Annotated in this window: 19 protein-coding genes and 1 tRNA gene; 12 read left to right on the top strand and 8 right to left on the bottom strand. The window is 51.0% G+C overall.

All coding sequences use genetic code 11. From position 1 onward, the window contains the following. Position 1: 1 nt before the first annotated feature. The 5 genes from Hhyl6_RS13810 to Hhyl6_RS13790 all read left to right on the top strand — a co-directional run bounded on the left by Hhyl6_RS13810 (position 2) and on the right by Hhyl6_RS13790 (position 7,420). Positions 2 to 847, top strand: coding sequence for a hypothetical protein (locus Hhyl6_RS13810; protein WP_483739837.1), 846 nt, complete (start codon positions 2 to 4; stop codon positions 845 to 847). Further along, the gene (locus Hhyl6_RS13805) at positions 847 to 1,503 is read left to right on the top strand and encodes an HFX_2341 family transcriptional regulator domain-containing protein (protein WP_483739836.1); all 657 of its coding nucleotides are present in this window, start codon (positions 847 to 849) and stop codon (positions 1,501 to 1,503) included. Before Hhyl6_RS13810 ends, Hhyl6_RS13805 begins: the two co-directional genes overlap by 1 nt. A 114-nt stretch (positions 1,504 to 1,617) precedes the next feature. Then, on the top strand, positions 1,618 to 3,186 hold the full coding sequence (locus Hhyl6_RS13800) for a type I restriction-modification system subunit M (protein ID WP_483739835.1): 1,569 nt from the start codon (positions 1,618 to 1,620) through the stop codon (positions 3,184 to 3,186). Beyond that, the gene (locus Hhyl6_RS13795; RefSeq protein WP_483739834.1) at positions 3,183 to 4,412 is read left to right on the top strand and encodes a restriction endonuclease subunit S; all 1,230 of its coding nucleotides are present in this window, start codon (positions 3,183 to 3,185) and stop codon (positions 4,410 to 4,412) included. Before Hhyl6_RS13800 ends, Hhyl6_RS13795 begins: the two co-directional genes overlap by 4 nt. Before the next feature lie 35 nt (positions 4,413 to 4,447). Further along, complete coding sequence (locus tag Hhyl6_RS13790; protein WP_483739833.1) at positions 4,448 to 7,420, top strand: type I restriction endonuclease subunit R; 2,973 nt, start codon at positions 4,448 to 4,450, stop codon at positions 7,418 to 7,420. Here Hhyl6_RS13790 and Hhyl6_RS13785 read toward each other — a convergent pair. The 3 genes from Hhyl6_RS13785 to Hhyl6_RS13775 all read right to left on the bottom strand — a co-directional run bounded on the left by Hhyl6_RS13785 (position 7,415) and on the right by Hhyl6_RS13775 (position 11,240). Beyond that, positions 7,415 to 7,966, bottom strand: a complete 552-nt coding sequence (locus Hhyl6_RS13785; protein ID WP_483739832.1) for a TATA-box-binding protein — start codon at positions 7,964 to 7,966, stop codon at positions 7,415 to 7,417. The two genes, Hhyl6_RS13790 and Hhyl6_RS13785, sit on opposite strands and share 6 nt — an antisense overlap. 197 nt (positions 7,967 to 8,163) lie before the next feature. Beyond that, positions 8,164 to 10,131, bottom strand: coding sequence for a hypothetical protein (locus Hhyl6_RS13780; RefSeq protein ID WP_483739831.1), 1,968 nt, complete (start codon positions 10,129 to 10,131; stop codon positions 8,164 to 8,166). Continuing rightward, entirely contained in the window at positions 10,131 to 11,240 is a 1,110-nt protein-coding gene (locus Hhyl6_RS13775) for a hypothetical protein (protein ID WP_483739830.1), read from the bottom strand. The genes Hhyl6_RS13780 and Hhyl6_RS13775 overlap by 1 nt, the downstream gene beginning before the upstream one ends. A 122-nt stretch (positions 11,241 to 11,362) precedes the next feature. Here Hhyl6_RS13775 and Hhyl6_RS13770 point away from each other — a divergent pair, with 122 nt between their 5' ends. The 3 genes from Hhyl6_RS13770 to Hhyl6_RS13760 are packed head-to-tail and all read left to right on the top strand — an operon-like array spanning position 11,363 to position 12,170. After that, a complete protein-coding gene (locus Hhyl6_RS13770; RefSeq protein ID WP_483739829.1) occupies positions 11,363 to 11,644 on the top strand; it encodes a DUF7837 family putative zinc-binding protein in 282 nt (93 codons plus the stop codon). Continuing rightward, positions 11,641 to 11,796: a zinc-ribbon domain-containing protein gene (locus Hhyl6_RS13765; RefSeq protein WP_483739828.1), complete on the top strand. Its 156-nt coding sequence runs from the start codon at positions 11,641 to 11,643 to the stop codon at positions 11,794 to 11,796. The genes Hhyl6_RS13770 and Hhyl6_RS13765 overlap by 4 nt, the downstream gene beginning before the upstream one ends. Then, positions 11,796 to 12,170 carry a hypothetical protein gene (locus tag Hhyl6_RS13760; protein WP_483739827.1) on the top strand — a complete coding sequence of 125 codons (375 nt, stop codon included), beginning with the start codon at positions 11,796 to 11,798 and terminating at the stop codon, positions 12,168 to 12,170. Before Hhyl6_RS13765 ends, Hhyl6_RS13760 begins: the two co-directional genes overlap by 1 nt. Here Hhyl6_RS13760 and Hhyl6_RS13755 read toward each other — a convergent pair. Beyond that, positions 12,167 to 12,760, bottom strand: coding sequence for a hypothetical protein (locus Hhyl6_RS13755; protein WP_483739826.1), 594 nt, complete (start codon positions 12,758 to 12,760; stop codon positions 12,167 to 12,169). The two genes, Hhyl6_RS13760 and Hhyl6_RS13755, sit on opposite strands and share 4 nt — an antisense overlap. 131 nt (positions 12,761 to 12,891) lie before the next feature. On the opposite strand from Hhyl6_RS13755, the gene Hhyl6_RS13750 reads away from it, so the two are divergent. The 3 genes from Hhyl6_RS13750 to Hhyl6_RS13740 all read left to right on the top strand — a co-directional run bounded on the left by Hhyl6_RS13750 (position 12,892) and on the right by Hhyl6_RS13740 (position 13,979). Further along, complete coding sequence (locus Hhyl6_RS13750; protein ID WP_483739825.1) at positions 12,892 to 13,218, top strand: hypothetical protein; 327 nt, start codon at positions 12,892 to 12,894, stop codon at positions 13,216 to 13,218. A 44-nt stretch (positions 13,219 to 13,262) separates the two neighbouring features. Next, positions 13,263 to 13,496: a hypothetical protein gene (locus Hhyl6_RS13745; RefSeq protein ID WP_483739824.1), complete on the top strand. Its 234-nt coding sequence runs from the start codon at positions 13,263 to 13,265 to the stop codon at positions 13,494 to 13,496. 183 nt (positions 13,497 to 13,679) lie between these two features. After that, on the top strand, positions 13,680 to 13,979 hold the full coding sequence (locus Hhyl6_RS13740; protein ID WP_483739823.1) for a hypothetical protein: 300 nt from the start codon (positions 13,680 to 13,682) through the stop codon (positions 13,977 to 13,979). 165 nt (positions 13,980 to 14,144) lie between these two features. On the opposite strand, the gene Hhyl6_RS13735 is transcribed toward Hhyl6_RS13740, so the two are convergent. The 4 genes from Hhyl6_RS13735 to Hhyl6_RS13720 form a co-directional block, all read right to left on the bottom strand. Continuing rightward, positions 14,145 to 15,083: a hypothetical protein gene (locus Hhyl6_RS13735; protein WP_483739822.1), complete on the bottom strand. Its 939-nt coding sequence runs from the start codon at positions 15,081 to 15,083 to the stop codon at positions 14,145 to 14,147. Further along, on the bottom strand, positions 15,080 to 15,634 hold the full coding sequence (locus Hhyl6_RS13730) for an HD domain-containing protein (protein WP_483739821.1): 555 nt from the start codon (positions 15,632 to 15,634) through the stop codon (positions 15,080 to 15,082). The genes Hhyl6_RS13735 and Hhyl6_RS13730 overlap by 4 nt, the downstream gene beginning before the upstream one ends. A gap of 220 nt (positions 15,635 to 15,854) precedes the next feature. Then, a tRNA-OTHER gene (locus Hhyl6_RS13725) sits at positions 15,855 to 15,982 on the bottom strand. A 968-nt stretch (positions 15,983 to 16,950) separates the two neighbouring features. After that, on the bottom strand, positions 16,951 to 17,592 hold the full coding sequence (locus tag Hhyl6_RS13720; protein WP_483739820.1) for a tyrosine-type recombinase/integrase: 642 nt from the start codon (positions 17,590 to 17,592) through the stop codon (positions 16,951 to 16,953). A gap of 212 nt (positions 17,593 to 17,804) precedes the next feature. On the opposite strand from Hhyl6_RS13720, the gene Hhyl6_RS13715 reads away from it, so the two are divergent. Further along, positions 17,805 to 18,071 carry a hypothetical protein gene (locus Hhyl6_RS13715; protein WP_483739819.1) on the top strand — a complete coding sequence of 89 codons (267 nt, stop codon included), beginning with the start codon at positions 17,805 to 17,807 and terminating at the stop codon, positions 18,069 to 18,071. Positions 18,072 to 18,081 lie beyond the last annotated feature (10 nt).

Raw genomic sequence — 18,081 nt, 5'->3', positions numbered from 1 at the left:
TATGAGCCAGTCCTCCGCCCCGCCTACCAACGAGGAGATGATCGAAGAGCAGATCGAGAAGTGCTTCGATCTGCTGGCGGACATCATCGAGCCTCGGATCGACGTCGAGAACGACGACGACGTCTACCAGAAGATAGACGAGTACTTCGGATGGGTGGAACAGTCCACTCGGGCTTCGTTCCAGGACCGGTTTAATACCGCCCAGCTGTACAACTACCTGCGATATGTCTTCCTGGGTCTCGCCGATGAACGAGGATACCGTGACAAGTTACAGCGAGAAGTCGGCGGAGAAATCCGGAACGAAGATAACGTGGTTAACGCCTACCGCTGGTTCAAAACGTACTCAACGGTGCTCCTCGACGAGGAAATCGAGATTTCGTACACCTTCGCCCTGGAGAACCTGAACGAGTACCGGGAAGACGAGATCGCTCACCCCAAGGACCTTCCCTCACCTGACCAGCAGGCCGACCCCGTACTCCTGAGTTCACTTCTCCTCATCTGGAATGCCTTGGAAGGAGTGATCCGGACCTGGGGACGGATCCTGGACTTAGACGAGGATACCTACGAAGAGCGCCTTCGGCTGCTCGACGACGACCACGACTTCCATATTGGATTCGTCGACCACGTAGAGGGCCGAGTCGGATACGTAACCTCATTCCAGGAAGGTGAGGCTGGCAAAAGCATCCGTATAGAGCCCCGGTACGTCGAATACTTTCCATCAGAAGGGGACGTGGTCATCCTGAAAGCGGAGCAACAGTACAACCACAACGACGAACCCTTCAGCAGTCTCACACCGGTCATCGAGAACAACAACCGGGTTCGGAAATTTGTGGAGAGCGACAGATAATGAGTCTGCACATCGTCCCTCACGGAGAAACGACAGTCCACATCAAACGTGGACTACAAGCCTATGGATCCGCCGACCACGTCCAGCTACTGACCAGTGAAAAATTCCAATCAGTCGGGAACGAGCTCGCACAAGAACTCACTGAGTTCGGGTACAACGTCGAGATAGATCTCATAGACGCATTCGACCTACGAGATGTGGTCGATACAGTCGTGAGCGTGGCGAGAGAAAACCCCGACCAGGAAATCTACGTGAACATTACAGGCGGTACAAACCTGATGGCTGGAGCAGCCACCGCCTCCGCCTTCTTCATCGGGGCAACTCCGTACTACGTTCTGGAACCCCAGACTGGAGAAGAATCAGTTGACGAGCTCGTGAAAAAGCTCCCTTCGCCCACCCAACCACTCAATTTCGAAATAGAAGGGCTGCAACTCGATGTCCTGGAAACACTCGGCAGGTGGAACGAAGAAGGACGGAAAGGCGTGATACTCCGGGAGATCGGTGAGGAACTAAGCGAATCATCACAGAAGATCAGCTACCATGTCAGCCAATTGGAGGAGAAGGGCTTAGTCGAAACAGAAATGGAGGGGAGAACGAAACACGTCTACGTAACTGACGTGGGGCGTTTGTACCTGCAGTGGACTTCGCACGAGTAAAACCGCGATTCACAGGTGTCCGAAAATATGATGGAACTACACAATATCGGCGTGAAATCGGCAGCAGAATCGGTAACCAGCAAAGTTGAAGTGGCGGTCATGAGGTGTTAAAGTATGAGTATTAATGGGGAGTCTGACGAGTTCGAGCAAAGTCTCTGGCAGTCTGCGGAAGGTCTGCGTGGCCCGGTAGAGTCAGCTGAGTACAAGCACATCGTCCTCGGCCTGCTCTTTCTGAAGTACATGTCTGACGCCTTCGAGGAGCGCCGGGAAGAGCTACGGGAACTGACCCACGACGAGGATTCGATGTACTACTGCGGGGACGATGATCAAGAGCGTCAATTCATCTTAGAGGACATGGACGCCTACCGCGCGGAGAACGTCTTCTACGTCCCAGAGGATGCTCGCTGGAAGAATCTGGTTGGCCGCGCAACACATCCCGATATTGGCTCGCAAATCGACGACGCTATGCGGGCAATTGAGGATAAAAATCCGGATCGTCTTGAGGGGATGCTCACTAAACAGTACTCTCGAATCCCTCAAGATACACTCGAGGGTTTGCTCAACCAGTTTTCTGAACTCGATCTAGGGAATGGCGACGACACGAACGACGAAGACGTCTTTGGACGTGTTTACGAGTACTTTATCAAAGAGTTCGCCCGGCAGGAAGGGCATCGAGGAGGAGAGTTCTACACGCCGAAGCACGTAGTTGAGCTGATGGTGGAGATTCTGGAGCCGTTTGAAGGCCGTATCTTCGACCCGTTTTGCGGATCCGGCGGTATGTTCGTCCAGAGCCACAAGTTCTTGGAACGGAAAGGCGGCGACGAAGACCAGGTGTCTATCTACGGCCAGGAAATCAACGAGGCCACCTGGCGTATCTGCCAGATGAATCTATATCTCCGCGGAATCGACGGCAATATTCAGCTTGGAGACAGTATCCGTGACGATAAATTCGGCAACCTGAGCGCAGACAAGATCATCACCAATCCTCCATTCAACATGAGTGAGTGGGGAAAAGACACTGTCTCTGACGAGGATCCTCGCTTCGATTACGGTCTACCGCCATCCAACAATGCAAACTTTGCATTTATTCAGCATATGATTCATCATCTTGACAGGGATGGAATGGCCGGAACCGTCATGGCAAACGGGTCTATGTCGGCACAAGGAACTGAAGGAGATATCCGAGAGAAAATCATCGAAGACGATCTCGTTGATGCCATTATCTCTCTTCCCAAAGAGCTGTTCTATACTACCCAGATCCCGGTCTGTCTCTGGATTCTCAGTAAGGGTAAAGACTCGGATCAGTACCGTGATCGAACTGGAGAAACGCTGTTCATCGATGCCCGGGACCTGTATAAATCGATTGACCGTACCACTAATCAACTGACCGAGGACCACATTAACAAAATTGCCAATACAGTCCGGGCATATCGTGGCGAAGACGGCGTCGATGAATATGAGGATGTTACTGGCTACTGTAAGGTTGCGACCAAGGATGATATAGAGGAACACGGATATATCGTGACGCCGGGCCGGTACGTTGGTGTGGAAGAAAATGAGGGTGACGGGGTACCGTTCGAAGTGAAAATGGAAGAGCTCAGCGCTGAAATTCGAGAACAGTTCCAGCGTTCAAATGAGCTGGAGGACCGAATCGAAGAAAATCTTCAGGAGGCAGGATTTTGAGCGACCAATCCGATCTGGCGGCCTTCGATGAGAAAGATGTTGAAACTCAGCCGGACACAGGAAGCATGACTGACTGGGAGGAGCATGTCTTTTCAGATATCATAAATATCAACGACTATCCGAAGCTGGAAAAGGACGTTGAGCAGACGCACGTCGGGATGAAGCAGTTGAAGGAGAACGTCCGCAAGGTTCAGGGGACGTTAAAGAAAGAGTACAGTTACTCAAAGCCACGTTTCGAGAACGGGGATACTCTATTCGCCAGAATAACACCATGTCTTGAAAACGGGAAGACTGCTTTCGTCGACATTTTGGATGACGACGAAGCTGCGACAGGATCTACAGAGTTCCTTGTTCTTTCGGCAACTGAGGATATCCTCCCGAAATTCGTCTACTACACCGCCCGTCGTCCAGATGTCCGCCAGTTCGCCATCAAGCGGATGACAGGCTCTTCAGGCAGACAGCGGGTGCCAACAGATGTTTTCGACGATCTCAATATCAAAGTCCCTCCAATCGAGGAACAGAGGCAGATAGTCGACTTCCTTGATGCCATTGACACTAAGATAGAAGTCAACCACGAGATGGCAGATACTATCGAGGAAACCTGCGAAACAATCTATGAAGAGAAATTCAATGATCTAGGGGAGGATGGATATCTAACTGACATCTCAGAGATCGTATTGGGCGGAACCCCGGACAAGGACAACTCCGAGTACTGGGGTAATGACATAATCTGGGCCAAGGCCAAGGACGTTTCACAATCCTCCTATTGCTTCTTAACAGAACCTGAGAAGTCAATATCTGTTAAAGGACTGGAGGAAAGTTCCACAGAAATGGTTCCAGAGGGTACTACAACCGTGGTTGCGCGGGGTAAGACTCTCGGAGAACTGGTAATGACCGGCCGAGAGATGGCGATTAATCAGACCTGCTATGGCCTGGTGCCGAACAAGGAATTTGACAAGTACTTCCTCTATTTCACTACTAAAAAATATCTCAACGAGCTGCTTAGTAGGTCTCATGGCACTGTTTTCGAGACTGTGACCAAGAGAACGCTCAATGAACAGCAAATAGCTATCCCCGAGAAGGAAGTTCGTCAAGAATTTCACCAGCAGGTTTCTCCACTAATGGAAAAAGCACGTCAGGGTATACTTGAGAATACTACCCTGAAACAGATGCGTGATACCCTTCTTCCGAAACTCATGAAGGGTGAAATCCGGCTTGACGGATAAAAACACAAGTGATCATACACTCTCGGATACAATAAATGGCTCTCGATGAAATGCAGCTGGCCGAGAAACCGGCCATCGAAATCCTCCAAGATCTCGGCTACGAGTACGCCTCTCCCTCTGAATTAGCCGAAGAACGCACTTCCACCTCTAACGTAGTCCTCCAGGAACGTCTTGAAGAAAGTCTCCACCGAATCAATCCTCACATTCCTCGAAGAGGCTTGGAAGAAGCCGTTACGCAGCTCACCAGCACCCAATCACCGAATCTACTGGATGACAACAGGCGTCTGCACGAGCAACTCGTCGACGGCGTCCAAGTAGAGTACGAGCAAAATGGAGAGCAAGTCGGCAGGTTCGTCAACCCGATAGACTTCGACAACCCGCAGAACAACGACTGGCTGATCACCACTCAGTTCACCGTCCAAATCGGAGACAATCCTCGCCGCCGGCCTGATATGGTTGTCTTCGTCAACGGTCTTCCTATAGGGGTTCTGGAGTTCAAGAACCCGACTGATCCGAAAGCCACGCTGGAGAACGCCTACGACCAAGTCAACAACCGATACTGGAACGACATCCCAAACCTCCTACGGTACAACGAGGTTGTCGGCCTGATGTCGATGAACGAAGCATTGGTCGGCGGCTTGAAAGCAGGCTGGGAATGGTATAGGCCGTGGCGGTACATTGAGGAAGAAGGTGACGACCCGGACTACTCTGAGGAAGAAGTCCTGCTTCGAGGAGTCTTTGGGAAAGAACGCCTTCTCGACCTGATTGAGAACTTCGTCGTCTTCAGCGACAAGGACGGGAAACTGGCGAAAATCCTTGCAGGGTACCACCAGTTCTACGGAGTCCGTGAAGCAGTTGAAAGCGCGAAAGAGACGATGGGCAGTGAGCTTGGCAGGGCAGGAGTCTACTGGCATACACAGGGCTCCGGGAAATCCCTGTCAATGGTCTACTTCGTCCGGAAGATACGCCGCAGCGAGCACTTCGGCAACCCAACCTTCGTGATCGTCACCGACCGGAACGACCTGGACGAGCAGATAGTTCACACGTTCAGCGATGCCGGTTACAACGTAGACTGGGCGGACAGCATCGAAGACCTTCGAGACCAGTTGGACCGGAAAGCAGGTGGCCTGGTCTTCACCACTATCCAGAAGTTCCAGACCAAGGACGACGAACGGGACTATCCCGTGGTAAACGAGCGCGAGGACATCATCGTCATGGCTGACGAGGCACACCGGTCTCAGACCGAGCAACTGGGTCTGAACCTGCGTCAGGCACTTCCGAATGCCTCGTTCCTCGGATTCACCGCTACTCCGATCCATGAAGGCGACAAGGCCACTCGAACCACGTTCGGTAATCACGTCAGCGAATACACCATCGACCGATCGGAACAGGACGGATCCACCGTCCCGATCTACTACGAGTCACGTTTCGCAAAGCTCCAGCTCAACAAAGAGGCAATCAGCGAGTCGGTTCAGGAGCTGCTGGATGCCGGCTCAGAAGAGTTAGAGAACGAGCTCGTCGAGAAGTGGACGAACCTCCGCCGGATAATCGAGAACGCTGACGACCGGTTAGAGCGACTCTCCGAAGACATCGTCGAGCACTACAACGACCGAGAAATCGAGGGGAAGGCGATGGTTGTTGCCATCAGCCGGAAGGCAGCAGTGAAATACAAACGGTACATAGAGGAGCAGCCCGAGTCTCCGGAGGTCGAAGTCGTAATCTCTGAACCTGAAGAGTACATCGACGATCCCCCGCCAGAAGGCGAACTGAAACGCCGATTCAAAGACCCAGACGATCCACTGAAAATCGTGGTTGTCTGCGACAAATGGACGACCGGGTTCGACTGCCCTCCACTCCACACCCTGTACATCGACCGTCCGATGAAGAACCACAACCTGCTTCAGACCATCGGACGAGTCAACCGAGTCTACAAGGACAAGCCCGGCGGCTTAGTCGTCGACTACATCGGTATCGCAGAGAACCTGCGCCGAGCCCTGGACAAGTACACGGCAGACATCCAGGATACGGCGATGGTGGACATCGAAACTGCCGTGGAAGTGATGGAGCAGAAGCACCACCAAGTCTCTCAGTACTTGTCGAACGTCGACTACGAGGGCTGGCAGGACCTCAGCGAGGTAGATCTAACCCGACTGATTCACCGAGCGGAGAGTGAGGTAATCGAAACCGAGGAGAAGCAAGAGAAGTTCATGCAGGCTGTCGCCGAATTGAGACGAGCTTTCGCCCTGGTTACCCCGCACGAAGCTGCGAACAAGGTCCGCTCCGACCTGCTCTTCTTCGAGTCTGTTCGGGATAGTCTTCGGTCGCTTGAGGCGGAAGGCAGCCGTCAAGACCAGGATATGGACTCTGCGATGAAGAAACTGATTGCGGAGGGTGTTACAGCGGACGATGTCGTGTCTGTGGCCGGGTTTGACAAGTGGAAGTCCGAGGAACCGATTGTCAGCGACGAGTTCCTTTCCGATGTCGACCGGGTCGAGGAGCCTGAACTCCAGGCCAAGATGTTGGAGTCGCTGCTGAAGAACGAGATTTCGACTCGAAAGCAGCAGAACTTGGCGAAGTACGAATCCTTCGAAGAAGAATTGGAGGACACGCTGAATGAGTACAACAACCAGTTCCTGACGACAGACGAGGTTATCGAGGAGCTGCGGAATTACGCCGATGAACTGCAGCAAGAAGACCGGCGGAAAGAACGCCTCGGACTAACCGAGGAGGAGCTTGCCTTCTACGACGCCATAAGCTCCAACACTGAAACGGAGATACCGGAGGACAAGCTCAGTGAAATCGCTGAAGAGCTGTGTGAGATGCTGAAGGAGAACGTCAACATCGACTGGACCAACCGGAAAGCCATGAGATCGAAGCTGAAGATCCGGGTCAAAGGCTTGCTCCGGAAGAACGGGTTTTCCCATGACGACTATGACCCTCTCGTAGATCCTATCGTCCACCAGGCTGAGGCTCTGTACGGTGATGTCACCGGCGAAGCCGGTTCATGAACCAGGTAGATCCAGCTCTGTAAGTTCCTCTTTCAGGTATTCTACACCTGCTTGAGCCTGGCCTAGTTCCTTCGCACCACCGATAATCACCTTTCCACTTGCAAAGAGCAGCAGAGTAACCTGATGGCCTTCAGGCCGGAAAACAAGGCCAGGGAATTGCTCTGGTTCATACTCCACATTGTTCAATCCAAGCGATATCGCCAGGGTCTCCAGATCAAGTTCTCGCCCGAGGTCCTCCATGCAGACCAGTGTCGAGAGTTCAAACTCGAACCCCGGGGATTCCACTCCGAGATCATTCAAGAGCTCCTGGAACCTCCCCAAGGCCTCCTGCAATGAGTCCTCACTCTCCGCCCCTCGTATCTGAAAAGATCCAGTCCTATAAACGGTGTACGCAGGCCCGTTATCTTCTAACCGGATCGTGACCATGCTGGAGGACTGAAAGTCCGCATCAACATCGGCCAGTTGCTCCTCGAGTTCGTCGACAAGAGCCTCTAAGTCGATTTCTCGGCTGAGAGTTCCGGTCCCCATTGTGCTTACGACCTGCATTATTCAGCTGTTAGTGCCTGATAATCCGTCACAGTGTTTAAATCCGTAGTACCGAGTATTTTCCCTCATTCCCTTTTGCTGGAAGAGATAAGCTGTCGCCAGTATTTCATTAGATAGACTCTTTTGTCGCTGTATGTTTGTGGTGGAGATCAAGACCTCAGCTATCGAACCAGGCAAGAAGTTATTCAAGCAGAATCCTATTCTGTTTCCTCTGTATTCATCTTGAATAGTATTCCATCAAGCCCTTCGCTCTGTATATATCCCCGGAGCCGGACTTCCATCTCCACAAAGTCATGAGGTGCGTTAGTATACGGGATTGACTCCAAAGGCTTGTTCGGCATATTAATCACCTCGGCCACCTCTCCTGGAGTAACTTTCAAATTGAATACTATATCATCTTCAACGAACTCCACACCGTGGCTTTCATTCTCCAAAAGCAGGAGGGCAGAATACGTTTCCGTGGCTTCAGTGAGAACAGGGATGTCCAAGAAGGTGTGATGGGAGTTAGGGAAATCGCTTCCGTGTGTGAACCGGTCGTCTTCTAAAAGCTTTCTTCGGTGCTCTCCGGCCCTGAAGAGGATTACTGAAGGATGTCTTCGGTCCACCTGATCTTCTATTTCATCGAGTAACTCGTCGACAGTATCTACCGTGTGCTCCTCGAGCATCAGCCGCCTCAAAACGTACTCTCGATAACTATCTAAGATACTCCGGAAGTTGCCTGTCGGAGATTTGTGTACTGCTTCCTCAGGCACGAAGTTTCGCTTACGCGGATATCCAACTGAGACCTTGATACCGTCAAGATCCGGAGGGAACGGTTTCTGCTTCAGCAACTCGATTTCTTTCAGTGCTTGCCTCAACAGGCATGAGCTATCAAATTGGTCGTTCACCTCTTTTTCCCAAGAGTCGACGTACTCTAATTCGATAGGATGGTTCCGCATCCGCATTATATCCTGTTTCTCAGCGTGTGACAGTGCAGTATCCAGGGTTTCAGACAGTTTTTCTATTCTCTCGTTTATATCAACCTGGTCGTCTAGGAGGAAGTCCAAAGGATAGTCATCTTCAAATCCTTCAATTGCATCCAGCAGGCTGTTGATCTCAATACGCTCCCTGCTTCCTGTAGGGAAAGGCAGTTCTTTAGGTGTAGAGTTCGAGAAGTTCTCTTGAGTGTCTTCGTCGAACAGATACAGTGAAAACGCCAGGTAGAACGAGGGTATCCAGCTGTTTGTCCCCATAGAGGTCATGACTGGGCCGAGTGACTGCTGTAGTTGTCTGTTTGTCTCCCAATCTTCCCAGTAAGGCACTTCACCGAGAATGGATTGAATCTCGAAGTAGGTCTCTGTAAGAGAGCTAATGGAGGAAAAGTTCTGCTCGGCGTATTTCTGAAGCAGTTCCTCGATAAACTCTTCCTCAGAAATTATGCCCTTTACGTAGAGGTTGTATCCCCAGGAGTATCCGGCGAATTTCTGTATCTGGATTCGCTTCCGGAAGGTGTTAGCAATTTCCTGTTTTTGGTCAAGGAAGTCTTCGTTGTACTCGCTTTCCGGGGTTCCGAGCGGTAGGTACTGGGCTCGTTCAAATGCTCTTACGTCATCCAGATTGTGGTGAAGTCGTTTGATAGACTCCTTACATCCGTTTTCAATAGAGCATCTCCAGAGCTCACGGTAGTACTGGAGAAGAGTATCGATGATTTCCTGGCTTTTAGCTAATCTGTCGACACTGTCTACGTCTTCGAAGGTCTGTGTTGTTCCGTACTGGATATGGCTGTATCTCTCGAAGATATTCCCTACAGCGTCGTCAAATCCAGGGTTAGGATATGACTGCACGTAGCAGCTTGTGATGGAGTTAAGCAGTTGATCGAAGGCCTCTAGATCATTTGCTTGGCGGGAGTAATTGGTGATCGCTGATATCGAGTCGATAATGCTTGTTCTTAGATCCTCGTCAGCACCATTCTCAAGCACTGTATCATACAGCTGGATGTACTGGCGTCTACAGAAAGCGTAGTTCGACCGGAACTGACCATTTGAGTCCGTTTCTCTGTCAATCAGTTCCTGAATCAGCTCTGCGATGTGAGAGAGATTATCTGAGAGTTCCTGTCCTTTTCCCTCCCGTATTGAGGCCTCTGCATTGTCGAAGAAGTGTTCCAGATAGTCTTCGTAGTTAGGCATCAGTTTTCCCTACGTGTCCGCAGTCCACGACGCAGTTGTTCTGTGAGCTCTTCTACTGTTTCGTCATCGATGTCTCCTTCTAAAGAGAGAACTGTGGTATCTTCAGCGAGAGAAAGGCCTACTGTCGGGTTCTTCCTTATGCTGGTAGCAGGCTCTTGATCAACAATATCTGAAACATTCCCCATCCTTCTCAAGTTGATATCTGTGATGACTCCTCGTTTTTCGATGTCTCTTGAAGAAATCGAGGTATGATCTAATCCAAAGTTTGGCATACCTATCGATACCTGTTCGAAGTTGTGTATCGTCTCTGAGAGTACTTGGTTCGGAGTAGAACTTTCTCTTATGAGGTCCTTCTCTAAATCGGCTTTTGCGTATTCTTTAACCTCCTCGTCTAAATCTGTGTAGAACAAGAGATCTAATGCATCCAAGAACCGCCCAGCTACAGACACAATAGACGATACGAACAGTACAGCCGTTATATAAATTGGTAGAAGCCCTACGTCCTGTACTGAAGATTGTGTGAAGGCGATTACTCCAAGAAGCAGGTTAGAGCCAAAGACAAAAGTAACTGTCCAGATTGATCCAATGTCCTCGACGAACAACCTTGTTAACTCGTCGCTTAGGGAGTTACTGTAGATCTCTTCCCAGACGAAAGTCAAGGCAACAAAGCTAAAACCGATAATGACTGCGTGTACCTGCCATGCAGTTCCGAGTACACTGCTCTGGATGTTGAGCGTGAAGTCGTTTAGCAGAGTAGAATGAAGGAGAGAGATTGAACCTCCTACAACCACTGCTGCAACAACTAGAAAAAGCCCTTTCAGAACCTCCACTCTCCGGCGTTCCCGAGATTTAAACACTCGAAGAAGCGGTACAAAGCCTGAGTAGCTGTATTTCCGGTAAAGTGATCGCAGTTGCAGTGACCAAGGGGATAGGAAGAAACCTCGTCTCCACATCCATCCTAAGATCAGGAGGACTACTGCGATGACGGCGGACGTGAGGATCTGCCAGCTCACATCCAGAACCTGGTTGAGGAAGACGAACAGGGCAGATACGATTACAGCTAAAGTCCCGAAGCGTATCACTGAGGTTCCCAGTGATCGCGTGTTCATGACGGATATCTGTCTTCGGGAGGCCATTCTCTTCTGAGGAATTATTCAATCCACTGGTTAAAACATGGTGTTGTTCCGTCTTCTCGTCTCTCTGATTAGTCTGTCCGGAAGAAGGAGGGGCTATGTTTTCTCTACTTTCACTGTGGTTACCTGACCTATATGCCCTTGGCAGTGTTCAGGTCTTGTTAGAGGGCAGCGTTTCCGGCCCTCAGTCACACGCTCCCCGCACCCCCCTTTGGAGGCTAACTATGGCTGCTCAGAAACCCGATCGACTCGGAGTCTGCCCGACCTGCCACGAAGGACTACATCCACGACATATTCTGATTCAGTACGAAACAAGTTCAGGTGAGGAAGAGGCTTGGACAGAGTGTCCGGGCTGCGGCGAGGTCGTCCATCCAAAATGAGTTCCTACCTATTGGAGGAGGTGAAACGGGTTCTGAGACCTTCCGACAAGAAACTGTTTGAGTGCCGGAACTGCGGTTACAAACTGGAGGAAGAAGCGGATGAATGCCCTGAGTGCGGCGCGGAGGATATCGCCACCTACAGATTCGAATGATGGTCTACCCTGATGTAACTGACGAGGATACGCTCGAACACCGTTCCGAGGCTGTCGAAGAGATAGAGAGTTGGATCAGGGAGAACTGCTTCGAGGCAGAGAATATCGGTATCATTGCAGGGCCTCAAGTCAACCGAAAGACCGGGCACTGGTGGGTGCATATCCAAGTCCAGCACAGAAACAGAGGCGAACTCCTTGAATTGGATATTGCGTATGCCAGAAGGGAACTGTCCACGGAGGAAGTTGCTCAGGAGTATTCCCGGCTGAGAGACCTTCTTCGACACCGATTCCGAGAAGCAGATCTGCGTTTCTCCAACTTCAACGAGTACTACGAATCAGTAATCGAGTCGACTCAGGAAGTTGAAATCGGTTAGATCTGCCACCTGATGCCGGTCATCATCGCGATGATCGCCAGCATCAACACAGTTTGAACCAGGCCCCACTTCATCGTAGCTCCGAACAACTCATCCAAGCGCTCCGGGTCAGGCTCGGGCCGGGATAGTTCCACACCCATCTTCGTCGTCAAGTAGTGTAGAGGGCCGAACCCTATCAACAGCATCGTGACACCGATACCGAGAGCTCCCCACAGCCAGATACTCGGAGACTCCCAGTAACCCATCATAGCTGCCAGGCCGATCCCCGAACCGATCACGCCGACGCTCAATGGCTCCGCGACGACCGCCATCTTCGGCACCAACTTCTGATTGATCACTCCTGCTGCGTCATCCGGTACCTCGTCGAGAGCAGGGCCGAGAACAAACTTGAAGAAGAAGTCAAGGCCGAACCAGAACGCTCCCAATCCGACGTGGACGTAGAACAAAGCCCGGGGATCTCCAGAGAGATACGCAGCGATTGGAGCGCCCAAGAAGAGCACGGCTGCTACAGCTGCAAACCGTGAACCAGCGGAATTGATTACAATACCCAGTTCCTCTCGGTGACTCGAAGGCCTGTCAACAGTAGCCATGAATGCTACGTTGTGAACCCGTCTAACCCCTGACGTATACTATTTATGGAAATGCCTAGTTTTGCATTTTCCATATCGAGGGACTGGGGGTCGGATTTATCAGTACTACTCGATATCTACTGTTTTATTGGGTGAAGCACTGTATTTCAGAGGTAGAGTTTACAGACCACGCTTTCGAGAAGGTTGATGGCAGCGAAAAAAGTCGATGCAAACTCCCCGAGTCCATCATCGAGAACTGGATTTTCAGACGGAAGGGTAAACAGTTCTACGACACGGAAGAAGACACGCTCCTGTTCATACATCAGAAGACGGTCGTTGTAACGGATTATGAGCCGGAGGATGATGTCTGGGTTGTCGTAACGGTGTACCGTAGTCAGAGTCCTGGGAAACAAGGTCTTGACCGGTACTCACAGGTTGAGGCAGAGGATTTCAAGGAGTCTCGCCGGGAGAACGAGTAACCCTGTCACCCGGTTTTAAAAGCAGTAGTTGGTGAATAGGTGTTATGCTGGAAGGATTATTGGAGAGCGAATGGACTGCCCTATTCGTGTTCGAGGCCTTTGTCACATTCGCTGTCTTCGGATCTTACCTCGCAGTGTTCTGGGGGCTCGGAGAAATACCGCAGCTGCAGTTCAGTCTCGAATCCTTCCTCAACCAGTACGGAGTCATCTTCTTCATCGGCGTTGTACTTGTCAGGATCGGGAACAAGGTCCTACAAGCAGCGATTCAGGGAATGTAACCTCTTTCGAGGAGACGCCCAGCGTTAATCCACTTCTTCCGCTAAGCTATAAAAACGAGTTCTTGAAAATATACTACAGAGCAATTTTCACCCGCAGGACTCGGAGGAGGATAACCAATCGACTACGTCAGGATAAACGGCACTGACTACAGAATCACGGAGCACGCACGGCTTCGCTGGACTATGCGGATCAACACCTCCGAGAAACTGAACGAAGAACACATCGATAACAGTGTCCGAGTCAACCTTTCCGGAGGATACGAACGAGGATTCTGGAACCAAGACTACGGCGCAGTTCTCCTCGTAAGCGCTGACTCAATCGCCACAGTCATACCTGAAAACGATCTCGGGCTGAGCGAAGATCTGAAACAATGCTGCAGCTGCGAGGCTTTGATTATGGAAGACTGCAGCCTGGATAACTGCCGTTGGTGTGGAGAAGAGAACTTCGAAGAACTGTCGGCCTTTCCTGCCGAACAAGGGTAGGGTAAGAAAGGAAGATACCCCGTTAGAAATCATCGTTTGGTTTCTCGGAAGGCCTACTTCAACTCTCGCAGTGAAACCCGGCGTGAGTGAACCCTGTTGACGCCAACAGTTAATCTCTGACCGACCGAGCCACGGTTTTCCTGGTCCATTGTCATTGTAAGACACCTAGATCTCGTTCAGCGAAGGCTGCTTTTCTTGCTTTTCCCCGGCTTCTTCATCTCCTTCGTTGTTTTCGTCGAGGCCTTCCGAGCTGTCGTTGTTTTCTCGGTATTCGTCTTCGTCGACGTCGGGAGGGAAGAGATAATCTTCCTCATCCTCGTCTTGGCTGATCCAGACACCGTCCTTGTTCTTCTTGTATTCGACGCCGTCCATCGTCATTGTCTCCCGATCCTCACTTTCTTCTCCACTACTGTCGTCTTCTTTCCCGGTGTCGTCTTGGCTACTATCAGCGTCCTCGCTGCTGTCATCTTCACCGGCGAAGATCACGTCACCGCTGCCAAACGACTTCTCCTCTTCTTCCTCTTCTTTTTCTTGGTTGTCATCGCTTTCTTCGTCTTCGTCGGTTGCTGTTGATTCGGAGCTGTCACCGGAAACGATAACCGAATCTCCATCTGCTTCTTCTTCCTGGTCGACGTCTTCAGCGTCTTCTTCCCCGCTGTCCTTTTGATCAGATCTGGAGTCTTCAGAGTCCTCATCCATATCTTCATTCTCTAACGGCTTTACCGGGTGAGCGGAAGGAACATCATCTGCGCTCATCTCCTCAAACTTGCTGCCAGGTATGGCGTCAACGTCGCCACGAACAGCTTTCTCACAGTACTTCTGTTCCCTCTCTTCCTCGTACTCCAAGAGATCAGGGCCTTCGTCTCGGCCAGGAACCATCTCACTGAGACGAGGCTTCACGTAGTTCGGACCACTGTAATTCGCCTTGCCGTGCTCTTTCTCGAAACGGACGAAAATGTCTATTTCCTTCGCGGTCGGCCAGTAGCCTTTCTCACGGTAGAACTCAAGCACTTTCTTGTACGCAAAATCGTACCTGTCCGAGATCTTTCCCTGTCTCTTCAGTTCGTTGTAGGCCTGTAGGCTGGTATCCTTGATTTCGATCACTGATCACCTCCGTTGGCTACGAAATCGATTGTTTTCGAAAGGCTATCTGGATCTACTTCGCCTCGCCCTGGGAGATTGAACTGGTCGACGAAGTCGGAGGCCTCAATTGCTGTACTCAGTGCAGAAACCCTTCCCAAGATAGCCTGTTCTTCGTCGGTTTTCCGTTCGTGGATAACCTCTTGAAGCTCTTCGCACGGATCCAATACGTCGAACCACGCAGCCTTCCTGGAAGAGATGTAGTCGGCACGGTGATGCAGTTTCTCTAACTCCGTCTCTGGATCCTTCCCCTGACACCAGGCACCGTTGTGACTGTCAATACAGCCGAGGACTTCATCCGGAAGATCCGCCTTCCTTCCAAGGAATCGGGATGCAACCCTGTCGTGATCATCTTGGGTCTCATGTTCATCACGAGGAGGAAGGCCCTGCTTGAACAAGTCGTGAAGAAGGATCCCGGCACGTCCATAGTCGAGCTGTGCTTCATCGATGTGTCCCAGTTCTACTTCTGTCCGTGCAAGATCCTCGAAAACTCGGAAACTTCTCTTGGTATGCAACCAGAGACCGTGTTTTCCCCTGGTATCCGGTGGATGGTACTTGCCTGAGGAAGAAGCCGGGCAGGTCCAGAAATAGTCAGGGCAGTGCTGCAGGAATACGTTGATAACCTGCTGCCTCAGTTTGTCGTCTTCGATTTTCTGTATTTCTGGGAGTCGGCGAAGCAGCTCCTCACGGTCTAACTCTGGTAGGTCGTTTTCGATTGTACATCACACTCGTATACGCCGCCTCCGGGATTCGAACCCGGGCAGGGAGGTGTCCACCGCGTTCACCACAGAACTCGCGTCCTGTGTAGCTACTTGCGGCTTCGTCCGAATGGGCCTCCCGCTCTCCCACTGAGCTAAGGCGGCTTGTAATGGATCAGCCGGACTTAGACTAGCCATCCGCCCTTCCTTTCGGAAGACAGGAACTATGGCTCTCGGCGTCAGTGCCTTATCCGGCTGAAAGCCCCTGCTGGGATTTGAACCCAGAACAGTGCGGCTACAAACCGCTCCACAACTAACTCCAGAGGTCTACTACGCTTCTCGCTTGTTGGCCGTTTCTCCCGCTTTTAATCGGGTAGTCCGGCTCCGCTTCCACGACCCGACATGGATTCGGTTGTGCGCTCTGCTCTTTTGAGCTACAGGGGCGTAAAGGATGCAGGACCCTCCCCGGAAAAAGGAACACAGTGCTTCAACAAGGCTGAGGTGTCTGCCCACCCTTCCACCCTGTTAGAGCAGAAGGTGTCTACGCACGCCGGTTCTCGGCACTTATTCAGAGCCCGCTGGTGGAAGACTCCGTGCGAACTCGTTTTTCCTGTTGAAGCAGTTCCCCTCCGAAAAGAGGAACCCTGCAAAAACGGGGGACAGGCAGGAAGTGAACCTGCTTACAGCCATCTGATTTTCACGACTTTAGGGCTCTGCCCCCTCTTGTACCCCGACTCTTTATGCGAGGCCTCTGGGATCCAATACTCAGAGAGATTGGTTGACCGGGGAGCGCCAAGCTGCGGCACCTTCCAGGTAACCAAGTGACATTGCAGCTGTACACTCCACTATGTTCGTCTCGCAGAGATCAGGGAACGTGTTTTGGAGAACTAAAGGCCTTAACCCAGCTTTCCTGCCGTCCCAGGTCCTTGTCTGTGTAGTGTAGGGGGGAGGGAAATCCGCTTCTCCACTACCAGACCAGGGTATGCAGGCAAAAGACCGGGTTTTGTAGAGGCCTTCAGACTGTGCTCCGGTCATTACCGACACGGATGGGTTACCGATCGGTTCCCGGAGACTGCTTCTAGTACCAATTTACCACTAGCCGTTTTTAAATGTTAGCTGTCAAGTCGAATACCTCAATCCCAGTTCTTAGCCGCCTCATTCAGCACGTCACGGTTCTTCTCATTAGCAAGGTGAGCATAGAGATCCATCGTAGTCTGCATCTCCTTATGACCCATCGTATCCGAGAGCTCTTTCGGAGGAACACCGTTCTCGTACATCCTCGTACCGTAGGTATGCCGCAATGCGTGAGGCCTCACACGCTTCGGTTCAGGGACCTCCTCTGTGACCTCTTCTTTCGAGTCGAGTTGTGGATAGAACCCGTTCTCCCAGGCAAGATCTTTCATCAGGTCTTGAAAGTACTTGGTTGAGATATGGGAGTCAGTTCGTGGACTGGGAAAGAGGTAGTCGTCCGGGTTCTCTGTACGACTGTTGACCCATTCGATGAAGTCATCTTGTACAGGGATGTCTCCGAGAGAGTCGAGTGTTGGGACGAATCGAACTCCTGCAGCCGATTTCGTATTCTGTCGTTCGATGTCTACTCCGGTGTTGCCGAAGTTGACGTGTTTTCGTTGGAGGGTTACTGTTTCTTCGTTCCGCAGACCGTGGCCTAAGCAGGTCTTGATCAGCATTCTATCGAATTTATCTGTGCAAGCTGTGAGGAGGGTGGTTATCTCCTGTTTTGTGAGTATCCTTTGTTGTCGGGAGGCCTCTGCCATATATCCTTATTTGGTGAGAGATATTTTTATTTCCTGTTCGCTTTTCTAGACAAAAACGAATAACTTGGTGTGGGAGGTGGCTTCTCTCCGAATTTCTTGGTTCTGGTTTCTCGACCACTTTACCTTTTAGCTAAAAGGTAGTTTATAGCTATAAGTTGGGTCAATTAACTAACCCTAAAAATAAAAAGAAGTGTGAGAAATCTGATGATAAGATGACTGAGCTCAAAGACTTCAGGAGTGAGAAGATCGAGCAACTGAGAAACGATGTCCTCGCCATACTTGAGGAAAATGACGGAGAAATATACAACAGAAAACTCGCTGAAGACGAACTGGATTCTGACACATATAGCTGGTCAGAAAACTCCCTCAAAATGGCCTTGTCCAAGCTCAGAGATAAACTCGAAGAAGAAGGAGAAATCAGAGTGGAAAAGGAGGATACTGACTCAGTTGCCCAGGCCAAATTATGGGTGAAAGTATGATCTCTCAGTC

Source organism: Haloarcula sp. H-hyl6 (genome assembly GCF_056934455.1).
The sequence above is the reverse complement of the archived record's forward strand: the minus strand, read 5'-3'. Positions and strand labels throughout refer to the sequence as shown.

Bases quoted from the DNA above. Each gene is read 5' to 3' on its own strand.
- Hhyl6_RS13810 (WP_483739837.1), top strand. From the start codon at position 2: ATGAGCCAGTCCTCCGCCCCGCCTACCAACGAGGAGATGATCGAAGAG.
- Hhyl6_RS13805 (WP_483739836.1), top strand. From the start codon at position 847: ATGAGTCTGCACATCGTCCCTCACGGAGAAACGACAGTCCACATCAAA.
- Hhyl6_RS13800 (WP_483739835.1), top strand. From the start codon at position 1,618: ATGAGTATTAATGGGGAGTCTGACGAGTTCGAGCAAAGTCTCTGGCAG.
- Hhyl6_RS13790 (WP_483739833.1), top strand. From the start codon at position 4,448: ATGGCTCTCGATGAAATGCAGCTGGCCGAGAAACCGGCCATCGAAATC.
- Hhyl6_RS13785 (WP_483739832.1), bottom strand. From the start codon at position 7,966: ATGCAGGTCGTAAGCACAATGGGGACCGGAACTCTCAGCCGAGAAATC.
- Hhyl6_RS13780 (WP_483739831.1), bottom strand. From the start codon at position 10,131: ATGCCTAACTACGAAGACTATCTGGAACACTTCTTCGACAATGCAGAG.
- Hhyl6_RS13775 (WP_483739830.1), bottom strand. From the start codon at position 11,240: ATGAACACGCGATCACTGGGAACCTCAGTGATACGCTTCGGGACTTTA.
- Hhyl6_RS13770 (WP_483739829.1), top strand. From the start codon at position 11,363: ATGTTTTCTCTACTTTCACTGTGGTTACCTGACCTATATGCCCTTGGC.
- Hhyl6_RS13765 (WP_483739828.1), top strand. From the start codon at position 11,641: ATGAGTTCCTACCTATTGGAGGAGGTGAAACGGGTTCTGAGACCTTCC.
- Hhyl6_RS13760 (WP_483739827.1), top strand. From the start codon at position 11,796: ATGGTCTACCCTGATGTAACTGACGAGGATACGCTCGAACACCGTTCC.
- Hhyl6_RS13755 (WP_483739826.1), bottom strand. From the start codon at position 12,760: ATGGCTACTGTTGACAGGCCTTCGAGTCACCGAGAGGAACTGGGTATT.
- Hhyl6_RS13745 (WP_483739824.1), top strand. From the start codon at position 13,263: ATGCTGGAAGGATTATTGGAGAGCGAATGGACTGCCCTATTCGTGTTC.
- Hhyl6_RS13740 (WP_483739823.1), top strand. From the start codon at position 13,680: ATGCGGATCAACACCTCCGAGAAACTGAACGAAGAACACATCGATAAC.
- Hhyl6_RS13720 (WP_483739820.1), bottom strand. From the start codon at position 17,592: ATGGCAGAGGCCTCCCGACAACAAAGGATACTCACAAAACAGGAGATA.
- Hhyl6_RS13715 (WP_483739819.1), top strand. From the start codon at position 17,805: ATGACTGAGCTCAAAGACTTCAGGAGTGAGAAGATCGAGCAACTGAGA.